The organism is Inquilinus sp., from assembly GCF_057815775.1.
Window position 1 is genome coordinate 1 of sequence record NZ_JBYRFX010000667.1, and the last position, 2,990, is coordinate 2,990.

At 67.8% G+C, this 2,990-nt stretch carries 2 protein-coding genes; both read right to left on the minus strand.

What is annotated here, in order from left to right; translation table 11 throughout:
• Window positions 1-23: 23 nt before the first annotated feature.
• Complete coding sequence (locus AC3XYG_RS23200; protein ID WP_489142233.1) at window positions 24-1,637, minus strand: peptide ABC transporter substrate-binding protein; 1,614 nt, start codon at window positions 1,635-1,637, stop codon at window positions 24-26.
• A gap of 222 nt (window positions 1,638-1,859) precedes the next feature.
• Window positions 1,860-2,990 (minus strand): serine hydrolase (locus AC3XYG_RS23205; RefSeq protein WP_489142234.1); only part of this gene is annotated, 1,131 nt, incomplete at its 5' end.

A 2,990-nucleotide genomic window follows, 5' to 3' on the forward strand; every position in this document is an offset into this window, starting at 1 on the left:
TGTCGATCGAAGGGCTCCGGCCCTTACTTCTCGATGGTCAGATACTTCGACATCGGGTGGCCGATCGGGTTGTCGCCCCAGCCCTTGACGTAGGTCTGGACCAGGATGTTGTCGGTCGTCACCGCGATCGGGATGTAGACATACTGGTCCAGCATGCGCTGCTCGGCCTGGCCCAGGATCTGGTAGAATTTGGCCTTGTCGGCGGCGACGGCGTTGGCCTGGTCCATCAGCTTCTCGTAGTCGTCATCCTTCCAGTGATAGCTGGGCGTGCCGGTGTAGCGCAGGGCGTCCAGCCAGGTCTTGGCCTGGGGATAGTCGCCGCCGTAGCTATCCATGCACACTTGCCAGTCGCCGGTGTGCAGCTTCTCGAGCCAGGTCTTCACTTCGGTCAGGTCCAGCTTGGTGCGGACGCCCAGGTTCTGCTTCCACATCGCGGCGATGCCCTCGACCCGCCGCTTGCTGGCAGCGGCGGAGGGACCGATGATCTCGATCTCCAGCGGCTTGTCCGGACCGTAGCCGGCCTCGGCCAGCAGCGACTTCGCCATCGCCAGCCGGTCTTCCTTGCTCATGCCGGCTTCCTGGACCTTACCCGGCTTGTAGCTGGGGTCCTGGTTGATCGAGAAGGTGTACATCGGCAAATTGCCGGCCTTCTCGATCCGCTCCTGCAGGAAGTCGCGGTCGATCGCCAGGGCCAGGGCCTTGCGCACGCGGATATCGGCCAGGGGGCCGGCATCGGGCTGGAAGCTCAGATACTTCATGCCCAGCGTCGGGTTCTGGTGCAGCTCCTTCGGCCGCTCGGCCTTCAGCTTCTCGATCTGCTCCGCCGGCACCGCCATGGTGCTGTCCAGCTCACCGGCCAGATAGCGCTTCAGCTCGGTCGAGGTGTCCTCGGTGACGTGGTAGACGACAGTGTCGATCTTGACGTTCGCCGCATCCCAGTAGTTCGGGTTCTTGACCAGCACCACCTTGGACTGCGGCACGTAGTCCTTCAGCATGTAGGCGCCGTTGCTGACGAACATCTCCGGCCGGGTGTAGTCCAGCTTGTTGCCGGCGGCCTGGTAGCTGGGCAGATGCACGGGTGCCGTGGTGTGGAAATCCAGGATGTAGGGCGCATCCGGCATCGGGTATTCCAGCGTCAGCACGACGGTCTTGTCGTCAGGTGCCGCGGCGCCGACCTGCGACGCATCGGTCAGCTTGCCGTCGTTGTACGGCTTGCCGTTCTTGATCGGCAGCACCGCGGTCAGATAATAGGCGTGGGGCGACCCGATCGCCGGGTCCAGGCTGCGGATCACGCCACGCACGAAATCGGCCGCGACCATCGGGTCGCCATTCGACCATTTCAGCCCGTCGCGCAGATGGAAGGTCCAGGTCAGGCCGTCGGCGCTGGTCTCCCAGTTCTTCGCCGCGCCCGGCTGCGGGTTGCCCTGCGGGTCCAGCACCAGCAGCGCCTCGAACAAATCGGCGATGATGTAGTTCTCGCGCGCCCCCTGGTTCAGCTGCGGGTCGAGGGTCGACGGCGCGCTGCCGAAGCCGCGATTCAGCACCGTCTCGGCCGCCGCCGGCCCGGTCGCGGCCGTCAGGCCGGACGCCGCCAGGCACAGGGCGAAGACGGCCGCCCTCTTGCTCAGAAATCTCATGCCATCCCCCAGAAGTGTGATCCCTTGACGCCGAGACGGCGACGGCCCGGTCCGGCCGGGCCGATCGGCGTGCCGTGCTGCCTCATGCGCCCCTGTCTCAAGCGCCGCGGGAACGTTCCGCCCCGCTGTCGCGATTTGGGCAGCCGGGCCGGCCCGCTGACAAGTCCCGAAAGCGACGGGACCCCGAACCCCAGGTTATCGGGCAGCGGGGCGAGAGAGGCCTCAGTGCGTCCGCGCCAGATGCAGCCCCTTGGTGCGGTCGTCGTTGACGACGATGCCGCCAGCGACGCTGCGCACCGTGAACTCCCAGCCGCCGGTCTCGATGGCGTCGGCCGGGGGCGGCGTGTCGGCGTTGACTCGGCGCGGCGCCGCCAGATACAGGTCCGGGGCGCGGGCCTCCAGCGTCGTCTCCCACACGCCATGCGGCGTGCGCAGGCGCAGCACGGTCTCGCCCTCTTCGATGGCGATTTCGACCTCGAAGCCGGTGGCGGCGTCGGCATAGCGGCCGGCCAGGCCGGGGGCGGTTGGCAGGGCGGTGCCGGACAGGCGGCGGAAGCGGCGGGCGCGGCCGAACCAGCGCGTGTTGACATCGCCGTCATCGCGTGGCGTGAACTCCAGCGGCACGATGCCCCGCTCCGGCATGAAGACGTCGTCGCCGATCTGCTCGATCGGCATGCCGCCGCCGCCATTGCCGACGAAGACCGGCTGTCCGTCTTTCACGGCGATGCCGAACACGTCGTCGCCCTCTTCGGCACGGTACAGGCCGACAGCCTGCTTCAGCCGCTCCGTCGACGCTTCCGTGCGGGGCGGGCCGGGCTCATGGCCCAGCACCAGGTCGAGGATGCGGCGGGCCAGCGAGAACGGCCCCATGTCGTCAGTGTTGCCGAGGATCACGACGCCGACCCCCGCCTCGGGGTACCGCACCGATTCCGACCGGCCGCCGGCGACGCCGCCGCCATGGCCGATGCTGGCCAAGCCGCGATAATGGCAGCTGACCAGGCCGAGGCCGTAAGGCGTCGGGATGCCGTTGATCTCGGCGCCCGGCGCCGACATCCGCGCGACCATCTCGGGCGTGCCGACCTTCGGCGCGTCGAGGTTGGCGAGCCAGAGTTTCATGTCCTCCAGCGTCGAGACGATGCCGCCCTCGCCGCCCAGCGCGAAGCCCCATTGCGCCTTGTGCCAGCTGCCGTCAGGGCCGCTTGTGTGGTGGTCGGCCAGCCGCGGCAGGATGGCCGCATCCCAGAGCATCAGCCGGGTGTCGCGCATGCCGAGCGGACCGGTGATCCGCTCCTCCAGCAATTCGTTGAAGCTCTGCCCCGACACCTGCTCGATGATCTCTGACAGCAGGAAGAA

Excerpts from the sequence above, each read along its gene's own strand:
- AC3XYG_RS23200 (WP_489142233.1), bottom strand. The coding sequence starts at position 1,637 with ATGAGATTTCTGAGCAAGAGGGCGGCCGTCTTCGCCCTGTGCCTGGCG.